The organism is Nonomuraea sp. NPDC005983, assembly GCF_040614375.1.
In the GTDB taxonomy this organism is placed as follows: Bacteria; Actinomycetota; Actinomycetes; order Streptosporangiales; family Streptosporangiaceae; genus Nonomuraea.
In genome coordinates, this window is the sequence record NZ_JBEXUP010000025.1 from 56,448 (window position 1) to 75,573 (window position 19,126).

At 71.7% G+C, this 19,126-nt stretch carries 20 protein-coding genes and 1 pseudogene; 11 read left to right on the forward strand and 10 right to left on the reverse strand.

Annotated elements, in window-relative coordinates; all coding sequences use genetic code 11:
* Window positions 1–8: 8 nt before the first annotated feature.
* From iolC to ABZ297_RS14580, 6 genes are all read left to right on the forward strand, one after another.
* Window positions 9–950 (forward strand): 5-dehydro-2-deoxygluconokinase, encoded by a 942-nt coding sequence (gene iolC / locus ABZ297_RS14555; protein WP_355344877.1) that lies wholly within the window; start codon window positions 9–11, stop codon window positions 948–950.
* A gap of 5 nt (window positions 951–955) precedes the next feature.
* On the forward strand, window positions 956–1,852 hold the full coding sequence (locus ABZ297_RS14560; protein WP_355344936.1) for a deoxyribose-phosphate aldolase: 897 nt from the start codon (window positions 956–958) through the stop codon (window positions 1,850–1,852).
* On the forward strand, window positions 1,849–2,688 hold the full coding sequence (gene iolB, locus ABZ297_RS14565) for a 5-deoxy-glucuronate isomerase (protein ID WP_355344880.1): 840 nt from the start codon (window positions 1,849–1,851) through the stop codon (window positions 2,686–2,688). Before ABZ297_RS14560 ends, iolB begins: the two co-directional genes overlap by 4 nt.
* The gene (gene iolD / locus ABZ297_RS14570) at window positions 2,685–4,532 is read left to right on the forward strand and encodes a 3D-(3,5/4)-trihydroxycyclohexane-1,2-dione acylhydrolase (decyclizing) (RefSeq protein ID WP_355344883.1); all 1,848 of its coding nucleotides are present in this window, start codon (window positions 2,685–2,687) and stop codon (window positions 4,530–4,532) included. The genes iolB and iolD overlap by 4 nt, the downstream gene beginning before the upstream one ends.
* A gap of 78 nt (window positions 4,533–4,610) precedes the next feature.
* On the forward strand, window positions 4,611–5,600 hold the full coding sequence (locus ABZ297_RS14575) for an AI-2E family transporter (protein ID WP_355344886.1): 990 nt from the start codon (window positions 4,611–4,613) through the stop codon (window positions 5,598–5,600).
* Window positions 5,601–5,612: 12 nt separating this feature from the next.
* The gene (locus tag ABZ297_RS14580) at window positions 5,613–5,774 is read left to right on the forward strand and encodes a hypothetical protein (protein ID WP_355344889.1); all 162 of its coding nucleotides are present in this window, start codon (window positions 5,613–5,615) and stop codon (window positions 5,772–5,774) included.
* A gap of 26 nt (window positions 5,775–5,800) precedes the next feature.
* On the opposite strand, the gene ABZ297_RS14585 is transcribed toward ABZ297_RS14580, so the two are convergent.
* A complete protein-coding gene (locus ABZ297_RS14585; protein ID WP_355344892.1) occupies window positions 5,801–6,325 on the reverse strand; it encodes a DivIVA domain-containing protein in 525 nt (174 codons plus the stop codon).
* Window positions 6,326–6,432: 107 nt separating this feature from the next.
* On the opposite strand from ABZ297_RS14585, the gene ABZ297_RS14590 reads away from it, so the two are divergent.
* Window positions 6,433–7,161 carry an ABC transporter ATP-binding protein gene (locus ABZ297_RS14590; protein WP_355344894.1) on the forward strand — a complete coding sequence of 243 codons (729 nt, stop codon included), beginning with the start codon at window positions 6,433–6,435 and terminating at the stop codon, window positions 7,159–7,161.
* A complete protein-coding gene (locus ABZ297_RS14595) occupies window positions 7,158–7,829 on the forward strand; it encodes a hypothetical protein (RefSeq protein ID WP_355344897.1) in 672 nt (223 codons plus the stop codon). The genes ABZ297_RS14590 and ABZ297_RS14595 overlap by 4 nt, the downstream gene beginning before the upstream one ends.
* Window positions 7,830–7,836: 7 nt before the next feature.
* On the opposite strand, the gene rlmN is transcribed toward ABZ297_RS14595, so the two are convergent.
* Window positions 7,837–8,937, reverse strand: a complete 1,101-nt coding sequence (rlmN, locus tag ABZ297_RS14600; RefSeq protein WP_355344900.1) for a 23S rRNA (adenine(2503)-C(2))-methyltransferase RlmN — start codon at window positions 8,935–8,937, stop codon at window positions 7,837–7,839.
* 113 nt (window positions 8,938–9,050) lie between these two features.
* On the opposite strand from rlmN, the gene ABZ297_RS14605 reads away from it, so the two are divergent.
* Complete coding sequence (locus tag ABZ297_RS14605) at window positions 9,051–10,073, forward strand: suppressor of fused domain protein (RefSeq protein ID WP_355344903.1); 1,023 nt, start codon at window positions 9,051–9,053, stop codon at window positions 10,071–10,073.
* Here ABZ297_RS14605 and ABZ297_RS14610 read toward each other — a convergent pair.
* The 8 genes and pseudogenes from ABZ297_RS14610 to ABZ297_RS14645 all read right to left on the reverse strand — a co-directional run bounded on the left by ABZ297_RS14610 (window position 10,053) and on the right by ABZ297_RS14645 (window position 17,454).
* Entirely contained in the window at window positions 10,053–10,892 is an 840-nt protein-coding gene (locus tag ABZ297_RS14610; protein WP_355344906.1) for a phosphatidate cytidylyltransferase, read from the reverse strand. The genes ABZ297_RS14605 and ABZ297_RS14610 overlap by 21 nt on opposite strands.
* A 58-nt stretch (window positions 10,893–10,950) precedes the next feature.
* Entirely contained in the window at window positions 10,951–11,508 is a 558-nt protein-coding gene (frr, locus tag ABZ297_RS14615) for a ribosome recycling factor (protein ID WP_355344909.1), read from the reverse strand.
* A gap of 43 nt (window positions 11,509–11,551) precedes the next feature.
* The gene (pyrH, locus tag ABZ297_RS14620) at window positions 11,552–12,250 is read right to left on the reverse strand and encodes a UMP kinase (RefSeq protein ID WP_350802464.1); all 699 of its coding nucleotides are present in this window, start codon (window positions 12,248–12,250) and stop codon (window positions 11,552–11,554) included.
* 139 nt (window positions 12,251–12,389) lie between these two features.
* Entirely contained in the window at window positions 12,390–13,223 is an 834-nt protein-coding gene (gene tsf / locus ABZ297_RS14625) for a translation elongation factor Ts (RefSeq protein ID WP_355344912.1), read from the reverse strand.
* Window positions 13,224–13,360: 137 nt separating this feature from the next.
* Complete coding sequence (gene rpsB, locus ABZ297_RS14630) at window positions 13,361–14,314, reverse strand: 30S ribosomal protein S2 (RefSeq protein WP_355344915.1); 954 nt, start codon at window positions 14,312–14,314, stop codon at window positions 13,361–13,363.
* 218 nt (window positions 14,315–14,532) lie between these two features.
* Window positions 14,533–14,808 (reverse strand): annotated as a pseudogene (locus ABZ297_RS14635) (ACP S-malonyltransferase); the annotation flags it as partial.
* Between the two features lie 61 nt (window positions 14,809–14,869).
* Complete coding sequence (locus tag ABZ297_RS14640; RefSeq protein WP_355344918.1) at window positions 14,870–15,865, reverse strand: VC0807 family protein; 996 nt, start codon at window positions 15,863–15,865, stop codon at window positions 14,870–14,872.
* A complete protein-coding gene (locus ABZ297_RS14645) occupies window positions 15,799–17,454 on the reverse strand; it encodes a PEP/pyruvate-binding domain-containing protein (RefSeq protein WP_355344921.1) in 1,656 nt (551 codons plus the stop codon). Before ABZ297_RS14645 ends, ABZ297_RS14640 begins: the two co-directional genes overlap by 67 nt.
* An 85-nt stretch (window positions 17,455–17,539) precedes the next feature.
* Here ABZ297_RS14645 and ABZ297_RS14650 point away from each other — a divergent pair, with 85 nt between their 5' ends.
* Together ABZ297_RS14650 and rfbB are read left to right on the forward strand one after the other, a co-directional pair.
* The gene (locus tag ABZ297_RS14650; protein ID WP_355344924.1) at window positions 17,540–18,088 is read left to right on the forward strand and encodes a hypothetical protein; all 549 of its coding nucleotides are present in this window, start codon (window positions 17,540–17,542) and stop codon (window positions 18,086–18,088) included.
* Entirely contained in the window at window positions 18,085–19,071 is a 987-nt protein-coding gene (gene rfbB / locus ABZ297_RS14655) for a dTDP-glucose 4,6-dehydratase (RefSeq protein WP_355344927.1), read from the forward strand. The genes ABZ297_RS14650 and rfbB overlap by 4 nt, the downstream gene beginning before the upstream one ends.
* The last annotated feature ends 55 nt before the right edge of the window (window positions 19,072–19,126 follow it).

Sequence of the window (19,126 nt, forward strand, 5' to 3'; positions counted from 1 at the left end):
AGGGTGCGTTGTTCGACCTGATCACGATCGGCCGCTCCGGCGTCGACATCTATCCGCTGCAGACCGGCGTGGGGCTGGCCCATGTCGAGACCTTCGGCAAGTTCCTCGGCGGCAGCCCGACGAACGTGGCTGTGGCCGCGGCGCGCCACGGCCTGCGTGCCGCGGTGGTGACCGCCGTCGGCGACGACCCCTTCGGGGGATTCGTCCGGCAGGCGATCCGCGGGTTCGGCGTGGACGACGCCTTCGTGGCCACGGTCGAGGGGCCGCCCACCCCCGTCACGTTCTGCGAGATCTTCCCGCCTGACGACTTCCCGATCTACTTCTACCGCGGCGAACACCCGCCCGACCTGCGAGTCACCCCCGAGTCCCTCGACCTGACCGCGATCCGCGAGGCGCGGGTGTTCTGGTTCACCGGCACCGGCCTGAGCCAGGAGCCCAGCCGCGCCGCGCACGCCGCCGCACTGGCCGCCCGCACGTCCGGCTGGACCGTGTTCGACCTCGACTACCGCCCCACGCTCTGGAACTCCCCCGACTCGGCCCGCGAGCTCGTCCGTCAGACGCTGCCGCTGGCCAACGTGGCGATCGGGAACCTGGAGGAGGTGGAGGTCGCCACCGGCACGCGCGACCCGGAGGCCGCCGCGCAGGCGCTGCTCGACGCGGGCATGCGGGTGGCGATCGTCAAGATGGGCCCGCACGGCGTGCTGGCCCGCAGCGGCGACGAGCGGGTCGTGGTCGAGCCGGTGGAGGTGAAGGTGGTCAACGGGCTGGGCGCCGGAGACGCGTTCGGCGGGGCGGTCTGCCTGGGGCTGGTCCGCGGCTGGCCACTGGAGCGCACCGTGCGCTTCGCCAACGCCGCGGGCGCGCACGTCGCCGCCCGGCTGGCCTGCGCCGACGCGATGCCGTCCACCGACGAAGTGCTCACCCTGCTGGAAGGCGAGGTCAAGCGTTGAGCGACATCACGCTGCCGAGGCCCGTCCGATACGACGACCTCACCCGCATCCGCGCCACCCGGCCGGACGAGATCGCGCGGGCCGCGGCCAACCGGCAACGGCGCGGCCTGCCCGCCGACGGCGAGCGCCTGCTGGTCATCGCCGCCGACCACCCGGCCCGGGGCGCGCTGGCCGTGCGCGACCGGCCGCTGGCCATGGCGAGCCGCCCCGACCTGCTCGAGCGGCTCCAGGTGGCGCTGGCACGGCCGGGCGTCGACGGCGTCCTGGCCTCGCCGGACGTGCTGGAGGACCTGCTGCTCCTCGGGGCCCTGGAGGGCAAGCTGGCCTTCGGCTCGATGAACAGGGGCGGCCTGCAGGGCTCGGTGTTCGAGCTGGACGACCGCTTCACCGGCTTCGACGCGGCCTCGATCGACGCGATGCGCCTCGACGGCGGCAAGATGCTCTGCCGCATCGACCCGGCCGACCATGCGACGGTCGCCACGCTGGAGTCGTGCGCGCGGGCGGTCACGGACCTGGCCCGCAGGCAGCTCATGGCGATGGTCGAGCCGTTCTGGTCGCTGCGCTCGGAGACCGGCTCGGTCCGCAACGACCTGTCGCCCGACGCGGTCATCCGGGCGATCAGCGTCGCCCAGGCGCTCGGCGTGACCTCGGCCTACACCTGGCTGAAGATCCCCGCGGTGGCCGAGATGGAGCGGGTCATGGCCGCCACCACGCTGCCCGCGCTGCTGCTCGGCGGCGACCCGCCCGACATCGACGCCGCCTACGCCGACTGGGGCCGCGCGCTGCGGCTGCCCGGCGTGCGGGGGCTCGTGGTCGGTCGGGCCCTGCTCTACCCTCCGGATGACGACGTCGCCACGGCCGTGGACGCCGCGGCCGCGCTGGTGAGAGGAGCCGGCTCATGACCTACATCCCGTACGGCAAGGCCGCAAACGGCCCGTGGTCGGTGGAGATCACGCCGTCCGTCGCCGGCTGGACCTACTCCGGCCTGCGCGTCGTCGATCTGGGCTCGGCGCCGGTGTCGTTCGAGACGGGCGAGGAGGAGATGCTGGTCCTCCCGCTGTCTGGGTCCTGCGCCGTCTCGTTCGGCTCCACCAGGTGGGAGCTCGCCGGTCGCGGGTCGGTGTTCGACGGGCCCACCGATTTCGCCTATATCCCGATTTCTACGCATGTGACGCTGGAGGGCTCCGGCCGCATCGCGCTGCCGTCCGCCCGCGCCACCCGCACGCTGGAGCCGCGCCACGTCCCCGCCTCGGACGTGCCGGTCGAGATACGGGGCGCCGGGCAGGCCAGCCGCCAGGTCAACAACTTCTGCGCCCCGGACGTCTTCGAGTGCGACAAGCTCATGGCCGTCGAGGTGCTGACCCCCGGCGGCAACTGGTCGTCCTACCCCCCGCACAAGCACGACACCCCGAACCCGGGCGAGGCCGTGCTGGAGGAGGTCTACTACTTCGAGGTCGCCGACCAGGGGCTGGGCTACCAGCGCGTCTACAGCTCCGAGCGGGGGCAGATCGACACGCTCGCCGAGGTCTCCTCCGGCGACGTGGTGCTCGTGCCGTACGGCTACCACGGCCCGTCGATGGCCGCCCCCGGCTACGACCTGTACTACCTGAACGTCCTGGCCGGGCCGGCCGGCGAGCGGTCGATGGCCTTCTGCGACGACCCCCGCCACGCCTGGATCCGCTCCTCCTGGGACGGCCAGGAGCTCGACCCTCGACTGCCCTTCGGGAGGACCTCATGACCCGGTTGACCGTGGCCCAGGCGGTGGTGCGCTTCCTGGCCGGTCAGTGGAGCGAGCGTGACGGCGTCGAGCGGCGGCTCTTCGGCGGCTGCTTCGGCATCTTCGGCCACGGCAACGTGGCGGGGATCGGCCAGGCGCTGGCGACCTCGTCCGAGCTGCCGTACTACCTGAGCCGCAACGAGCAGGCGATGGTGCACGCGGCGGCGGCGTACGCGCGGGCCAGCAACCGGCTGTCCACGCTCGCCTGCACCACCTCCATCGGGCCCGGCGCGACCAACATGGTGACGGGCGCGGCGGGCGCGACGATCAACCGGCTGCCCGTGCTGCTGCTGCCCGGTGACGTCTTCTCCACCCGCGTCGCCAACCCGGTGCTGCAGGAGCTTGAAGACCCTCGCTCGTACGACATCTCGGTCAACGACAGCTTCAAGCCGGTCTCGCGGTACTGGGACCGGATCAACCGGCCCGAGCAGCTGCCGTCCGCGCTGCTGGCGGCCGTGCGGGTGCTGACGGACCCCGCCGAGACGGGCGCGGTGACGCTCGCGCTGCCGCAGGACGTCCAGGCCGAGGCGTACGACTGGCCGGTGGAGCTGTTCGAGCGCCGCGTGTGGCACGTGCCCCGGCCCCGCCCCGAACGGGCCGCGCTGGCGCGGGCCGCCGACGTGATCAGGTCGGCGGCGCGCCCGCTGATCATCGCGGGCGGTGGCGTGATCTACAGCGAGGCGGCCGACCAGCTGCGGGCCTTCGCCGAGACGCACGGCGTCCCCGTGGCGGAGACCCAGGCGGGCAAGGGCGCGCTGCCGTACGGGCATCCGCTGGCGATGGGCGCGGTCGGCGCCACCGGCACGACGGCCGCCAACGCCCTCGCCCGCGAGGCCGACCTGATCATCGGGATCGGCACCCGTTACAGCGACTTCACCACGGCCTCCCGCTCCCTCTTCGCCCCGGACGCCCGGTTCGTCAACCTGAACATCACCGGCTTCGACGCGGCCAAGCTGTCAGGCCTCCAGCTCGTGGCCGACGCCCGCGAGGGCCTGGCCGACCTGACGGAGGCGTGCGCGGGCTGGTCCACGCCCGGCTCCTACCAGGCGAGGGCCGCCGAGCTGAACGGGGCGTGGAACGCCGCGGTCGACGTGGCCTTCGCCGAGGAGGGCTCGCCCCTCCCGCAGTCGGCGGTGATCGGCGCGGTCAACGCCGCCGCCGGCGACGACGGCGTGGTGGTGTGCGCCGCCGGGTCCATGCCCGGCGACCTGCACAAGCTCTGGCGGCCCAGCGGCCCGGGCAGCTACCACGTGGAGTACGGCTACTCCTGCATGGGCTACGAGATCGCCGGCGGCCTGGGCGTGAAGCTGGCCGCGCCGGAGCGCGAGGTCTTCGTCCTGGTGGGCGACGGCTCGTACCTGATGATGGCGCAGGAGCTGGTCACGGCGATCTCCGAGGGCGTCAAGCTGACCGTGGTGCTGGTCGACAACTCCGGCTTCGCCTCCATCGGGCGGCTCTCGGAGAGCGTCGGCTCGCAACGGCTGGGCACGTCCTACGGGTTCCGGGGGTCCGGCAGGTACGACGGCGGGCCGCTCCCGGTGGACCTGGCGGCCAACGCGGCCAGCCTCGGCGCCACCGTGCTGCGCCCCGAGAGCATCGCCGACCTGCGCAAGGCGCTGGACACGGCGCGCTCGGCCGAGGAGACGACGGTCATCTACGTCCGGACCGACCCGCTGCGCGACTCCCCCTCCTCCGAGGCCTGGTGGGACGTCCCCATCGCCGAGGTCTCCCCCGACCCCGCGCTGCGGGCGTCCTACGACGACGCCAAACGCTCGCAGCACCCGCACCTCGCGCCGCCCGCCTGAGCCACCTCCCCGCCCCGATGGTTGCCCGCGATCAACCGTGGGAACGCCTCTGGCCAGGCACGACTTGGGGGGCGTGGGATGAGGCCGTGGCGGCTGCTTGGGTGGATCGCGCTCGTCGCAGTGACCCTTTACTGCCTGTACGTCGTCCGCACCGTCGTCATGTCGGTGATCATCGGGCTCTTCATCACCGCGCTGCTGATGCCGCCCGCCCGGTGGCTCAGGGCGCGGGGGATGAACAGGGCGCTGGCCACCGCGGTGGTGTGGGTCGGCGGGCTGCTGGTGGCCGGGGCCCTCGTGGCGCTGCTGGTGCCGCCCACCGTCAGCGGGGTGTCGGCCATGAGCAAGAGCGTCGGCACCGCACTCGACGACCTGCACCGGACGGCCGCCCGGTTCGGCATCAACGACCAGCAGCTCGTCGTCCAGGCCAAGGACTACCTGTCCAAGCAGGGCAAGCAGATCGCCACCGGGGCGCTCGCCGGGGCGCGGACCGTCGGCGAGATCATCGTCGGCGCGGTCCTGGCCGTCATCCTGTCGGTGTACTTCGTGCACGGCGGCGACCGGCTCTTCGCCTGGCTGACCGACCTGCTGCCGCTGGCGGCCAGGCTGCGGGTACGCGACTCCGGAGAGCTGGTCTTCTCCGTGCTCGGCAGGTACATCCGCGGGGTGGCCATGGTCGGGCTGTTCGACGGGGTCTTCATCGGGCTGGCGCTGTGGATCCTGCAGGTGCCGATCGCGCTGCCGCTGGCGGTGCTGACCTTCGTGGGCGCCTTCCTGCCGGTGGTGGGGGCGTTCATGGCCGGGCTGCTGGCCGCGGTGGTGGCGCTGGTCGCCAAGGGATGGCTGGTGGCGCTGATCGTCGTGGCGGTGGTGGTGCTGATCCAGCAGATCGAGGGGCACGTGCTCGCGCCGCAGATATACGGCAGGGCGCTCGACCTGCCGGGGGCGGTGATCCTGCTGTCGATCGCGGCGGGCAGCGTCATCGCCGGGATCACGGGCGCCTTCCTCGCCGCGCCGCTGGTCTCGGTGATCGTGGCGGTGCTCAGGAGCCGGGAGCGGCTCCCGACCTAGGATCGTGCCTGAGTGCTCGACTCCGTGATCACCACGGCGTCGTTCTCGCCCGCGCACCGGCTGGGCATCCGCCGGGTGTGGATCAACCGGCTGGGCGAGCGGCCCGACGATCCGTCCGTCCCGCAGGACGTGCTGCCCGACCTGCGGGGGCTGCCCGGCGTCGTCGCGTCCTAGGCGGTCCTCCGCTTAACACCAGCGTCCTAGCGCTGCTCCAGCACGTCGGCGATGCCCGCGAGGAAGCTGTCGACGTCGGCGATCAGGTACCCGGCGCGCAGCAGCACCGTGGAGAACCTGGCGTCGCGCACCTGCTGGGCCGTCACGGGGTTGTCGGTGGTGCCGCGGAGCGTGGCGACGATCCGGTCGAGGAAGGCGTCGATCTCGTCCTCGTTGTAGCCGGTGCCCATCCGCCCCGGGCGGAAGGCCACCCGCTCCACCCGCGCCGCCTGGGTCTCGAACCACTCCTCGCGCAGCATCTCGCCGGTCGGCTCGTGCCTTGCCAGCCGCAGCGGGCCCTTGGACATGGTCTCCAGCGCCACCACGAACGCCTCCAGCGCGAAGTCGACCGCCGTCTCGTGGTAACCGCCCCGCCTGGCGCGGAAGGTCGCCCTGCGCACGTCGTCGGCCGTGACCGGCTCGACGTCGCGGGTGCCCCTGCCCAGGGTCGCCTCGATCCGCCCGATGAGGGTGTCGACCTCGACGGGGTCGTAGCCCGAACGCATACCCATGACGCGTGGAAAGCGGTTCAACCCCACTCCTCCTGAGTCGTGATCTCCTCCATTGTGTGCTGCCTCTTTATGCCGACAAGGCAGGACGCCCTATACCGTTACAGATCATGCGACTGTCCAAGGTCTCGTTCCGCTACCGAAGACGTGAACCCTCCGTGATCCGCGAGGTCGACGCCCGCCTGGAACCCGGAGACGTGGTCGAGGTGACCGGTGTGAACGGGGCGGGCAAGTCGACGCTGCTGCGCCTGCTGGCCGGGCTCACCAGGCCCACCGAGGGCACGATCACCGGCCGTCCGGCGGTGGTCGGCTTCGCCCCCGACCGCTTCCCCGTCGAGCAGCCCTTCACGGTCTCGGGCTACCTGCGGCACATGTCGCGCGTCCGCGGCGGCGCCCGCTGGGAGCCGTGGGCGGAGCGGTTGAACATGTCGCACCTGCTCGGCCTGCGGCTGGGAGAGCTGTCGAAGGGCAGCGCCCACAAGGTCGGCCTGGCCCAGGCCCTGATGGCGTCACCGCGGCTGCTGATCCTCGACGAGCCCTTCGCCGGCCTGGACGCCGACACCCGCGACGCGCTCCCCTCGCTCGTCACGGACCTGTCGGCTGACGGCGTCGTCGTGGTGGCCAGCGACCACCAGGGAGGCCTCCGCCGGCTGGCGGAGCTGCGCCACTGGACGATCCAGAACGGCCACCTCGTGGAGGGCGCGCCCGAGCCCCTCCTGCCGTCGCCACAGGTGACGGTCGAGGTCACGCTCCCGTCCGGCGAGCTTCCCAGGTTCCTGTCGCGGATGCGCGCCGACGGCTACCAGGCCCGCGCCCTCACCGCTCAGGAGGCCGAGTGATCGCCCTGGCCGTCTTCCGGGTGGCCGCCTACGTCCGCTCCCACCGCGTCTACCAGGCCCTGCTGCTCCTGCTGGCGCTGCTCGCGATCGTCGAAGGCAGCCGCGCGCCCGTCGGGCAGGAGACGTCCGCCCTCGCGGACACCGCCGTGCTGTTGATCCCGGTGCTGGCGTGGTCCACCAGGAGCCTGCTCGACACCGAGCCGGACCAGCAGCGCACCCTGTCGGCGATCAGCGTCGGCGGCCGGGCCCGCGAGCTGGGCGCGGGCCTGCTGGCCGCGCTGGCCACCTCGGTCGCATTCGCCGCGCTGGCGCTGGGCTGGGGCCTGCTGCTCGGCGTGAGCGTGACGCCGCCGCCGGACGAGTTCGCCGCCGTGCTGGCCCTCCACGGCATCGCCGTGCTGGCGGGCCTGGCGCTGGGCGCCCTCACCAGCCGCCCGGTGCTGCCCTCACCGGCTGTCTCGATCATGGCGCTGCTCTTCGGGTTCATGGCCATGCTGCTGCTCAGCGTCTCCCCCCTGTACTGGCTGACCGTGCCGGTCATCAGGTGGATGAAGGCCGCCGGCGCCGGAGACCTGGCCGCCCGGCTCCCCGAGCTGGCCGCGATCTCCCTGCTGTGGTGCCTGGCCGGGCTGGCCGCGTACGGGTGGCTCCGCCGCGCCCGCCCCTAGCCGGGAGTCACTCGGCGGCGGCGAGCTGGCCGCAGGCGCCGTCGATCTCGCGGCCCCTGGTGTCGCGGACCGTCACCGGGACGCCGTGGAACTGCAGGCGGCGGACGAACGCCCGCTCGTCCTCCGGCCGGGACGCGGTCCACTTCGAGCCGGGCGTCGGGTTGAGCGGGATCAGGTTGACGTGCACCAGCTTGTTCTTGACCAGCTTGCCGAGCAGGTCGGCCCGCCACTCCTGGTCGTTGACGTCCTTGATCAGGGCGTACTCGATGGAGACGCGGCGCTTGGTCTTCGCCGCGTACGCCCACGCCGCGTCGAGCACCTCGGCCACCTTCCACCGGGTGTTGATCGGCACCAGCGTGTCGCGCAGCTCGTCGTCGGGGGCGTGCAGGGACAGAGCCAGCGTGACGGGCAGGCCCTCGTCGGCCAGCTTGCCGATGGCGGGCACCAGGCCGACCGTGGAGACGGTGACACCCCGGGCGGAGATGCCCAGCCCGTGCGGGGCGGGCTCGACCAGGCGGCGCACCGCGCCGATGACCTGCTTGTAGTTGGCGAGCGGCTCGCCCATGCCCATGAACACCACGTTGCTGACCCGGCCAGGCCCCCCGGGCACCTCCCCGGCGGCCAGCGCCCGCGCCCCCGAGACCACCTGCTCGACGATCTCGGCGGTGGACATGTTGCGGGTCAGCCCCGCCTGCCCGGTGGCGCAGAACGGGCAGTTCATCCCGCAGCCCGCCTGGGACGACACACACATCGTGACCCGGTCGGGGTAGCGCATCAGCACCGACTCCACCAGCGCGCCGTCGAACAGCCGCCACAGCGTCTTGCGGGTGGTGCCCCCGTCGGTGGTCTGCTCGCGGACCGAGGTCAGCAGCGACGGCAGCAGCGCCGACAGCTTCTCGCGGGCGGCGGCGGGCAGGTCGGTCATCGCGGCCACGTCGGTGGTGAGCCGCTCGAAGTAGTGACGCGACAGCTGGTCGGCCCGGAACGCCTTCTCCCCCAGCTCGGCCACCGCGGCCCGGCGATCGGCCATCGACAGGTCGGCCAGATGCCGCGCGGGCTTGGCCCTGCGCGGCGCGACGAAGGTGAGCTGACCTGGCTGCTGGGACACGTTGCTGCCCTTTTCTCGACGGTTTCCGACCAGGGTAGTGAACGCACGCCCGGGACGCGTCATTCCGCCAATGCTCGCGTGAGAGACGTCCGCCGATCTACAGTCAGAGGCGTATGACGACTTTCCGGTCTGCGTCTGGCGAGGGGCACACCGAGATCGTCCTCACCTCCGGCAACCCGTACGGGAGCCGGACGCTCGTGGTGGAGCGGGACGAGGACGCCTCGGTCGCCTTCCTGTGCTCGCCCGGCGGCGCCGTGCACGGCGCCGTGTGGCTGGCCAACCACCGCGCCGCCCCCTCCGAGGTGGACCAGGCCAGGGTCGCCGCCGGGCGGCCGCCGCTGATGCCCGCGGCCGCAACCCGGCACCCGGCGGGCCGCCCCCCGCTCGGGCGGCTGTCCACGCTCTGGTTCGAGGAGGGCGACGGCGTCGCCCTGTACGAGGACGACGACCTGCTCGCGGTCATCCCCGGCTGGGCCGACATGAGCAGGGGCATGCCCGGGTACGCGCGCGACGCCGTCGGCGAGTCGCCGTTCGCCTGGGCGCTGTCGGAGGCCCTGGAGGGGCTGGAGCCGCGTATCGCGAACGCCGGGTCCTACTGGCGGTGGCGCGAGAGCGAGGGATCGTGGCGGTCGTTCCAGCAGTTCGTCATGGGCCACCTGGACCGGGTCCTCGGCCCCGCGGGCAGGTACTGGGACGCCAGCGGGGAGCGGCTGCCCACCGTGGGGATCACCGAGCGGCCGCCCGTGCCGGGCCGCGACTTCACCGTCCTGTCGACGGTCGGGATGAGCTGTCAGCGGATGCCCACCGTCGAGCAGTGGCTGGACCGGCCCGGCGCGTACGCCAGGATCGAACTGGCCGTCGCCACCCACGACGACCCGCGCGAGGCGGCGCTGCTGCTGGTCTGGCTGGCGCAGTACCCATGGCACTCGGTCACCTGGCTCGGCCACGGGCACACCGCGAAGTGGTACCACGAGCCCGCGACCTTCCCGCTGGGCTCGCAGTACTCGGGGGTCCTCATGCTGGCCGACCCGCCCGGCATGCCCGTCATGTCGGGCTTCACGTTCGGCGGTGAGGCCGTGCGCTGGCTCTGGCTGACGCCCATCACCAGCGAGACGCTAGAAGAACAGCGACATTAGCAACCAGATCGGCACCAGCGTGGTCACCAGCGAGTCGAGCCGGTCCATCAGCCCGCCGTGGCCGGGCAGGATCGTGCCGAGGTCCTTGATGCCGAGATCCCTCTTGATCATGGACTCGATCAGGTCGCCCGCAGTGGCCAGCAGCGCGGCCAGCGCGCCGATCAGCGCGCCCTGCCAGAGCTGCCCGCCCATGAGCCAGGACACCAGCCAGGCCCCGACTCCCACGCAGACGACGACGGACCCGGCGAAACCCTCCCAGGTCTTCTTCGGGCTGATGGCGGTCATCGGATGCCGGCCCACCAGCACGCCCGCCGCGTACCCGCCGATGTCGCTGGCCACGGTCACCGCGATGAAGATCAGCACGCGGTTGTCGCCGTCGACCGGCCGGAGCAGCAGCGCCGCGAAGCCCGCCAGCAGCGGCGGGTAGACCAGCAGGAACGTGGACGCCGTCGCGTCGCGCACGAACCCGTCGGTGCCCGAGCTGAACATCCGCCAGATCAACAGCACGAACACGGAGACCACGAACGTGCCGAGCAGCCAGGCCGGCCCGCCCCAGTAGGCTCCGGCCTGCATCGCCACCATCGCGGCCACCGCGGGGACAGCGGGCACCTTGATGCCTCGGCTGCCGAACGCCTGGACCAGCTCCATCACGCCCACGCCGACCGCGGCCACGAGCAATAGGAGGAACAGCTCCTTGCGCGTGTAGAGCGAGCCGATGACAGCCGCGCCCAGCCCCACCCCGACCGCTATCGCAGCAGGCAGGTTCCTTCCGCTACGGCCGCCGCCGCTCGGGCTGGTGCCAGCCGTAGATTGTTCCACAGAGTCTCTCCATGAGCCACGGCCCCCACCACCGGGCGAGGGCCGTGTGGCGTGCCGCTCAGACCTCGAGCAGCTCGGCTTCCTTGTGCTTGAGCAGCTCGTCGATCTTGGCGACGTGCTTCTGAGTGAGGTCGTCGAGCTCCTTCTCGGCCCGGCGCACCTCGTCCTCGCCCGCCTCGCCATCCTTGATCATCTTGTCCAGGAGGTCCTTGGCCGTGCGGCGGATGTTCCGCACGGAGACCTTGGCGTGCTCGCCCTTGTTCCTGGCAACCTTGATGTACTCCTTGCGACGCTCCTCCGACAGCTCGGGGAACGTCACGCGGATCACCTGGCCGTCGTTGCCGGGGTTGACACCGAGGTCGGAGTCGCGGATCGCCTTCTCGATCGCGGCCATCGAACCCTTGTCGTAGGGCTGGATGATGACCATGCGCGCCTCGGGCACGTGGAACGAGGCCAACTGCTGGATCGGGGTCGGCGAACCGTAGTACTCGGCATTGATCTTATTGAACATCGAAGGGGTGACCCGGCCCGTACGGATGCTCGCGAAGTCCTCCTTCGCGACCGAGACGGCCTTGTCCATCTTGTCCTCGGCTTCGAGGAGGGTTTCGTCGATCACAGCGGCTCCCTGTCTTCTGGCTGGCGGTGTCGGGCTCGCTCGCTCATTTGCCTGCGGGACTCACCAGCGTGCCGATCTTCTCACCGCGGACCGCCCGCAGGATGTTGCCCTCGCCCATCAGGTCGAAGACCACGATCGGCAGGTCGTTGTCCTTGCACAGGCTGATCGCGGTGGCGTCCATGACCTGCAGATCACGGATCAGCACCTCGCCGTAGTCGAGGTGGTCGAAACGGACCGCGTCGGGGTTCTTCCGCGGGTCTGAGTCGTAGACCCCGTCGACCTGGGTGCCCTTGAGCAGCGCCTCGGCTCCGATCTCCAGGGCGCGCTGCGACGCCGCCGTGTCGGTGGAGAAGAACGGCGAGCCGAGCCCGGCGCCGAAGATGACCACGCGCCCCTTCTCCAGGTGCCTGATCGCGCGGCGCGGCAGGAACGGCTCCGCCACCTGCTGCATGGTGATGGCGGTCTGGACGCGGGTCTCGACGCCACGCCTCTCCAGGAAGTCCTGGAGCGCCAGGCAGTTGATGACCGTGCCGAGCATGCCCATGTAGTCGGCTCTGGCCCGGTCGATGCCCTGCTCGGACAGGGCGGCGCCGCGGAACATGTTCCCGCCGCCGACCACGACCGAGACCTGCACCCCCTCGCGCACCGCCTCGGCGATCGAGTCGGCCAGGTGGTCGACCACCAGCGGGTCGATGCCGAGCGGCTCGCCGCCGGCGAACGCCTCACCCGACAGCTTCAGCATGACCCGCTTCCACCTGAGCGGGCTCTGGGACGAGGAAGCCGCCGTCCGTGTGGATTCGTGGGCTGGCTCCCGGTGGTCCTGCACGGCGGCGGCCTCCTTCGTTAGGCGGTTCTTTGGGCTGGTGGACGTGCGCTCAAGCCTAAGCCTGGCCGACCTTGTAACGGACAAAGGCGAGCACCTCGACGCCGTTCTCCTCGGCGTACTTGCCCACGCTCTTCTTGTTGTCCTTCACGAACGCCTGCTGGAGCAGGGTGAAGTCCTTGTACCAGCCGTTCACCCGGCCCTCGACGATCTTGCCGATCGCGGCCTCGGGCTTGCCCTCCTCGCGGGTCATCTCCTCGAAGAGCTTGCGCTCCTTCTCGATGACCTCGGCCGGGACGGCGGCGGCGTTCAGGTACTGCGGGGCCATCGCGGCGGCGTGCTGGGCGATGTCCTTGGCGACCTCGGCGTTCGGCTTGTCGAGCTGCACGAGCACGCCGACGGCCGGCGGCAGCGCCGGGTCGGTGCGGTGCATGTAGGCGCCGATGTAGCCGCCCTCCAGCACCGCGAAGCGGCGGATCTCGATCTTCTCGCCCAGCGCGGCGTTGGCCACGTCGAGGTGCTCCTTGACGGTCTTGCCGTCGAAGGAGGAGTCGAGCAGGGTCTGCACGTCGGCCGGCTTGGTCTCCAGCACGTGCGCGACGACCTGGTTGGCCAGCTCCTGGAAGCGCTCGCCCTTGGCCACGAAGTCGGTCTCGCAGTTGATCTCGACCAGCGCGGCGGTGGAGTCGCCATCCTGCTTGAGCGCGACCAGGCCCTGGGACGCGGTACGCGCCTCGCGCTTGCCGACGTCCTTGGCACCCTTGAGGCGCAGCAGCTCGACGGCGCGGTCGAAGTCGCCCTCGGACTCCTCGAGCGCCTTCTTGCAGTCCATCATGCCGGCAGCGGTGATCTCGCGAAGCCGCTTGACGTCGGCCATGTTCACGGAAGCCATTGCTTTTTTCCTTGTGGGATGTCGTCGTGGATCGGGTGGGCGCCGGACACCGGCGCCCACCCTGGGTTGGTACGGCAACCGCGTGCCGTACAGGAGCCTTGCTCGGCTGCTGGTCCTGCTGCCCGAGGAGCGGGCGCTCAGGCCTGCTGCTCGGTCTCGCCCTCAGCGGCGGCCTGCTCCTCGGCGGGAGCAGCGGCCTCAGCCTCGGCGGGAGCAGCGGCCTCAGCCTCGGCAGGAGCGGCGGCCTCAGCCTCGGCGGCGGCCTCGACGGTCTCGACGGTCTCGACGGTCTCGGCGGCCTCGACGGGGCGCTCGCCGCCGCCCTGCTCGATCAGCTCGCGCTCCCACTCGGCCAGCGGCTCGGCGGCGGCCGGCTTCTCGTCACCGCGGGCGGCGCCCGAGCGGGCCATCAGGCCGGCGGCGACACCGTCGGCGACGACCCTGGTCAGCAGGCCGACGGCGCGGATGGCGTCGTCGTTGCCCGGGATCGGGTAGTCGACCTCGTCGGGGTCGCAGTTGGTGTCGAGGATCGCGACGACAGGGATGCCAAGCTTCTTGGCCTCGCTGATCGCGATGTGCTCCTTCTTGGTGTCGACGACCCACACCGCGGAGGGCACGCGGCCCATGTCGCGGATGCCGCCGAGCGTGCGCTCCAGCTTGTCCTTCTCACGCCGGCGCATGAGGAGCTCCTTCTTGGTGAGCCCCGAGCCCGCGACGTTGTCGAAGTCGAGCTCCTCGAGCTCCTTCAGACGCTGCAGCCTCTTGTGCACCGTGGAGAAGTTGGTGAGCATGCCGCCCAGCCAGCGCTGGTTCACGTACGGCATGCCGACCCGGGCGGCCTGCTCGGAGATGGCCTCCTGGGCCTGCTTCTTGGTGCCGATGAACAGGATCGTGCCGCCGTGGGCGACGGTCTCCTTGACGAAGTCGTAGGCACGGTCGATGTACGACAGCGACTTCTGCAGGTCGATGATGTAGATGCCGTTGCGCTCGGTGAAGATGAAGCGCTTCATCTTCGGGTTCCAGCGGCGGGTCTGGTGACCGAAGTGAACGCCGCTCTCGAGCAGCTGTCGCATGGTGACGACGGGGGCCATGTGATGGTCCTCCAGGTCTGGGCGCCCTGCGCGCAGGCGCGGTTCTCGGTTGTGCCGCGGCAGCACGGCGGCTGCCGCCCTGATGCCCCGAAACCGCTCCAGCCGGGCCAGGGCCCGGACCGAAGGAGCGGTTCGCAGTGGGACATGCGAAGTCGGCCTGTGGTGTCAGGCCACCGAGAAGTCTACCTCCCACGCCGTCCCCGCCTGACCGTTCCAGGTCAATGGCGGCCTTCCGCCCACCGTCGGAGCGCGCCGCGGGCCACGTCGAGCTGGTCGGGCGTTTTCAGTGCGATCGCGGTCACTCCGGACAGGCCGCGCCTGGCCAGCCCGGTGAGGGTGCCGCCCGGCGGCAGCTCGATCAGCGTGGTGACGCCGAGGCGGGCCATGCTCGCCATGCAGGCGTCCCACCGTACCGGGCCGGCGACCTGGACGATCAGGCGATTCAGGAACTCGGCGCCGCCGGCGACCAGCGCGCCGTCCGCGTTGCTGAGCAGGCCGGTCGCCCTGACGGCCGGGCTCAGCCCGAACAGGACGTGCGGGCGGCGACACGGCGGCTCACCCCTCCTTGCCCGCGGGTGAGGCGCTGTCGTCTTTCATGCTCTCCTGAATGCCGTTGACGATGCGGCGCAGCGCGGGCACCTGCAGCCGGAAGGAGAGCAGCACGGCCGCGAACAGGATGACGCCGGGGAGCTGCGACAGCAGGAACGACTCCTCGATCTCGGCGGCGGTGAACCGGTACACCACGATCACCCGCAGCACCGACTCGACCAGCAGGAACAGCGCGAAGGTGGCGGTCATCAGCCGCTGGCGGAAGCGGAAGGGCGCCGAGGCCTGCCACGCCTTCTCGTAGGCGGCCTCGCGCTCGGGGTCGCCGCGCGTCGCCAGGGGCCGCGCGGTCAGGTAGATCACCGGCTTGCCGACGAAGCAGGTGGCGCCGAGGAACACTCCGGCGAGCGCCGTGTAGAACGACGGCTTGATCGCGACGATCCGGGGGTCATCGGTGACGAACAGCAGCACGATCGACAGCACGATCTCCAGGACGACCAGCACGCCGATCAGGTCCATCTTCCGGCGGCGGACGGTGTTGACGGTCACGGCCACGCCGGTGGCCAGGCCCGCCACGGTGAGCGCCCAGAAGTCGTCCAGCCCGACCTGCTTGAGCAGCAGGTAGAGCACGACGGGCACCACCACGTCGATGATCAGCGGCAGCAGCGGGCGGATTCTCGAACCTGGTCCGTTGGTCATGCGCTGGCCCCTTCCGTGCTCTGGGTGCGGGCGCCGAACATGGTCTCCGCGCCCCGCAGGGAGCGGCTGATGGCTTCGTAGGCGTAGTCGCGCGGGCCGCACCAGGCCGGTGCTGCCGTCGACGGTCAGCAGCTGGTCGTCGTGGAAGCTGGTGGTGGCGCTGCCCGTGGCCACCACGGCGGGGACGCCGTACTCGCGGGCGATGATCGCCGGGTGCGACAGCAGGCTGCCGCGGTCGGTCACCAGCGCGCCGACGCTGGGGAAGAGCACCGCCCACTGGGCGGTGGTCTCGGGGCAGACGAGCACGTCGCCGCGGCGCAGCTTGCCGAAGTCGGCGATGGACGAGATGACGCGCGCCGGGCCCGTGTACCGGCCGGCCGAGGCCGGGACGCCCCGCAGGGCCCCCGCCTCGGTCTCGCTCCCGGCGCCCGGCCCGGGTGGCCCGCCGAACAGCCGCATCGACCACCGCATGGCGCGCGTGATCTGCTCGGCTCCGGCGGTGGGCGGGGCCATGCCCGGCGCCAGCGCCATCGGGGCGGGCGGGGTGCCGTAGCTCGGCGGGCCCGGGTTGGCCAGCGCCCAGGCGTGCTCGCCGCGCCCGCGCCGGACCAGGTCGTGCCGGGGTCGCCGGTCGTCGAGGGCGGCCAGCGCGTCGGCGTACTCGACGTAGAACACGTCGTCGGCCCGCGCGAGCACGCCGGTGGCGGCCAGCCGGCGGCGGCGTCGGGTGTGGCCGTCTCCACGGCGGCGCGGGCGGCGGGCCTGGCCGCGGCCGTCCTGGCCAGCTCTCCCAGCTCGCTCGTGGCGGGCACGTGGTCGCCGGCCAGGCCGCCACGCAGCCGCAGCGTCCGGGGCACGTCCCAGCCGAGGAGGTCCTCGCAGGCGACGCCGAGCCGTCCGAACAGGAAGACGGCGGCGCCGGTGACGCGGAAGTACATCTCGTGCAGGCTGCCGAACAGGTCGAGCAGCCGGCTCAGGTGGGCGGTGAGGAGCTCGTCGGGCAGCGAGGGCAGCTCGACGGCGCGCAGTTCCGCCAGTTCGGCGGCGACCCGCGGCTTGGTCTCGTCGTTCCACTGGTGGATCAGCCGTTCCGGCTCGCCGTCCTCGACCGCCACGGCGATCTTCTCGACCCTGGCGACCAACTCGCCGATGGTGTCAGTCGGGGTGGTGACGTACGTCCAGCCGCCGATGGCGTGCGCGCTGGGCACCACGCCGGTGCTGAAGGCGAACACGTGCCGGGCGCACGCGCTGAAGACCGGCATGAACAGCGACCGCTGCAGCGGGACCCACGGCCGGTCGGTGTTGCGGTCGCGGGTGGAGAACCCGGGCGGCGCCTCAATGGGGACGGGGATCAGCGGCTCCGCCTCGCCGGGCAGCCCGGTGATCGGGCGGGCCTGCACGAGCCAGAGGCGGTCGTCGTCGATGACCCATTCGATGTCCTGCGGGCCGCCCATCCGCTCGGCCACGCGCAGGGCCAGCGCGGCGACCTCCCGGGCCTGTTCGGGGGTGAGCGCCTGCTCGCCTCCCGAGCGGTGCTCCGCCTGCCCGTCGCGGACGGTCCACTCATCGGCGGTGGCCTCGCCCGACATGAGCCGGTCGCCCAGGCCGTACTGGCCCGCGTACGACATTCCGGGCAGGTCTTCAGCCACGCTGGAGGAGCGCACCGCGACGGGTCCGCCGCCCAGCCGGTCGAGGCCCGCCGCCAGGTCCGCCGCCAGCCCCTCGGGTAAGGGCACCTCCGTGCCTGCCAGGCCCGCCTCCAGCGCATCGGTGGTCACGACGAACCCGTCGGGCACCGGGAACCCGGCCTGCCTCAGCTCCCCCAGCACGGCCTTCCGGCCCACCCGAGGCACCTGGCCGAGCCCGATCTCGGACAACGCCACTACGTAGTTCACGTCCAGCTCTCCTGTCGACAAGCGCCGGTCACAGCACCTCAGCAAGTCGCACTCGAGCGTCACTCGAGAAGCGCTTGAGTAAGCCTTGAGCTCGACGAGCTGGGCAGCTACCCCGCGGCCGAGGCGCTGGGGGGCCCGCACGTGCCCGCCATCTCCCGACCTGGCAGGCGACGCCTACCTGATCGACCTCAAACCACGCGAGGACGGCTACCAGGCCACCCAGCTCCACGGCTACTGGAAGATCGACGACCTGCTGGAATGCCACCGCGTCCTCATGGAGCAGCGGCGCGGCGAGCTGCGCGGCAGCGTGGACGCGCGCAGCCGGCTCTACGGCGAGGTCGTCGTCGAACCCGGCGCCGAGATCATCGACTCGATCATCACCGGCCCGGCCGTCATCGGCGCCGGCACGCTGGTCCGCGACAGCCGGATCGGCCCATACACTGCCCTGGGCAGCGGCTGCACCCTGGTGAACGCCGGGATCGAGCACTCCATCACGCTGGACGGCGTGTCGGTGCTCAGCGTCCGCGGCATCTACGGTTCGCTCATCGGCAGGGAGGCGGCCGTGTGCTCGGCCGCCGACGACGATCACCGTCGCCTGGCCATCGGCGACCACGCCACAGTGGAGGTGGCATGAGAATCCTGGTAACCGGCGGAGCCGGCTTCATCGGCTCCCACTACGTCCGCACGCTGCTGTCCGGCGGCTATCCCGGCTTCGCCGACGCCGACGTCACCGTCGTCGACGCGCTCACCTACGCCGGCGACCGCGGCAACCTGCCCGCGCAGCACCCGCGGCTGACGTTCGTCGAGGGCGACGTCTGTGACCAGCAGCTGATGCTGGACGTGCTGCCCGGCCACGACGCGGTCGTGCACTTCGCCGCCGAGTCGCACGTGGACCGCTCGGTGCACGGCGCCGCCGAGTTCGTCCGCACCAACGTGGGCGGCACCCACAGCGTGCTGGAGGGCGCTCGGCTGTCTGGCGTGCCGAAGGTGGTGTGCGTCTCCACCGACGAGGTGTACGGGTCGATCGCCACCGGCTCATGGACCGAGGACTTCCCGCTGCTGCCCAACTCGCCGTACGCCGCCAGCAAGGCCGGCGCCGACCTGATCGCCCGCTCGTTCTTCCGCACCTACGGCCTGGACGTGCGCATCACCCGCTGCTGCAACAACTACGGCCCCTACCAGCACGTGGAGAAGCTGATCCCGCGCTTCCTGACGAACCTGCTGTCGGGCGAGCCGGTGCCGCTGTACGGCCACGGGTGGAACGTCCGCGAGTGGCTGCACGTGGACGACCACTGCCGGGCCGTGCAGCTCGTGCTGACCGACGGCCGGGCGGGCGAGATCTACAACATCGGCGGCGGGCACGAGCTGACCAACCTGGAGCTGACCTCGTCGCTGCTGGAGCTGTGCGGCGCCGACTGGGACATGGTCCAGCAGGTGGCCGACCGGCCGGGTCACGACCTGCGCTACAGCCTGGACGACGGAAAGATCCGCGCGCAGCTCGGCTGGGAGCCGCGGATCGGGTTCGAGCAGGGGCTGGCCGAGACCGCCGCCTGGTACCGCGACAACCAGGCCTGGTGGGGGAGGCTGCGCGAGCGCCCCCTGGTGACCTCCGGATGACCCCGTCCGGCCGCGGCCCGGCACCCCGGCAACCGCGGCCTGCGCGCGGCCCGGC

Bases quoted from the DNA above. Each gene is read 5' to 3' on its own strand.
- ABZ297_RS14590 (WP_355344894.1), top strand. From the start codon at position 6,433: ATGCGACTGTCCAAGGTCTCGTTCCGCTACCGAAGACGTGAACCCTCC.
- ABZ297_RS14585 (WP_355344892.1), bottom strand. From the start codon at position 6,325: ATGGGTATGCGTTCGGGCTACGACCCCGTCGAGGTCGACACCCTCATC.
- iolB (WP_355344880.1), top strand. From the start codon at position 1,849: ATGACCTACATCCCGTACGGCAAGGCCGCAAACGGCCCGTGGTCGGTG.
- ABZ297_RS14605 (WP_355344903.1), top strand. From the start codon at position 9,051: ATGACGACTTTCCGGTCTGCGTCTGGCGAGGGGCACACCGAGATCGTC.
- iolD (WP_355344883.1), top strand. From the start codon at position 2,685: ATGACCCGGTTGACCGTGGCCCAGGCGGTGGTGCGCTTCCTGGCCGGT.
- tsf (WP_355344912.1), bottom strand. From the start codon at position 13,223: ATGGCTTCCGTGAACATGGCCGACGTCAAGCGGCTTCGCGAGATCACC.
- rfbB (WP_355344927.1), top strand. From the start codon at position 18,085: ATGAGAATCCTGGTAACCGGCGGAGCCGGCTTCATCGGCTCCCACTAC.
- pyrH (WP_350802464.1), bottom strand. From the start codon at position 12,250: ATGCTGAAGCTGTCGGGTGAGGCGTTCGCCGGCGGCGAGCCGCTCGGC.
- rpsB (WP_355344915.1), bottom strand. From the start codon at position 14,314: ATGGCCCCCGTCGTCACCATGCGACAGCTGCTCGAGAGCGGCGTTCAC.
- ABZ297_RS14575 (WP_355344886.1), top strand. From the start codon at position 4,611: ATGAGGCCGTGGCGGCTGCTTGGGTGGATCGCGCTCGTCGCAGTGACC.